1 protein-coding gene is annotated in these 741 nt (G+C 64.8%); it reads left to right on the forward strand.

The window, feature by feature from the left end:
* Positions 1 to 166 precede the first annotated feature (166 nt).
* A complete protein-coding gene (locus FV234_RS25930; protein WP_147832457.1) occupies positions 167 to 661 on the forward strand; it encodes a hypothetical protein in 495 nt (164 codons plus the stop codon).
* Positions 662 to 741 lie beyond the last annotated feature (80 nt).

A 741-nucleotide genomic window follows, 5' to 3' on the forward strand; every position in this document is an offset into this window, starting at 1 on the left:
GCGCAGGGCCATGATCTCGTCGGTCATCGGGGGTCTCTCGGGTTCGGGGTTGGTCGTCGCAACCCGACCCTACCCGGCAACCGCCGATGACCACCCCTCAGCTACACCACCGCCTGGGACACGACCGCCTTCAGCGCACTGGATCGCGTGCGGGAGTACCTTCCTGATGTCGACTGAACTTACGCATCGTGGCGAGCATGCCACTGCCCGAACAGGTGACCTGCCCGACCTTCGGCCGCACCTCCAGATCGAACGGCTGCTGACCGATCTCGGGCCCGTGCACTGGGGTAAGCTCATAATCGAGAAGCCCTATGTGGGCGATCTCATCGGGGCGCCGTGGGCGCTCGAGCGCTTGCGCCAGGATATCGCCGACGCACCGGATCCTGATAGGCTCAGGCGCCTCGGGCAGGCGGCAGGCGCTGCGATCGATGCCAAGCCCAGCCGCAAGATTACCGCCACGGCGGTTGCGCTCCTGTTCGACAGCCGCGTTCGGCAGCCCGCGAACCCGGGGACGTATCTGTCCACCCTCTGCGGCGACCTCTACGAGCTCGGTTTCCAGCCTGCCGTTGTCGCCGCTGCGTGCCAGCGGTTGCGCAGAACGACGACCTTCATCCCTGAGTGTCTGTCCGGCGACATATTGAGTGAGGTGAGGGGTTTGTGATTCAAGGCTGCCTGTGTGGAGGCTGCCGATGTGGACGACTGAGAACCGGACCCGCTACGATCGAAGCGAGCTTCGTTATC

The sequence above is a fragment of the Methylobacterium sp. WL8 genome (genome assembly GCF_008040045.1).
GTDB classification, from domain to species: domain Bacteria; phylum Pseudomonadota; class Alphaproteobacteria; order Rhizobiales; family Beijerinckiaceae; genus Methylobacterium; species Methylobacterium cerastii.

Coding starts and splice junctions, on each gene's coding strand:
- FV234_RS25930 (WP_147832457.1), top strand. CDS start 167: ATGTCGACTGAACTTACGCATCGTGGCGAGCATGCCACTGCCCGAACA.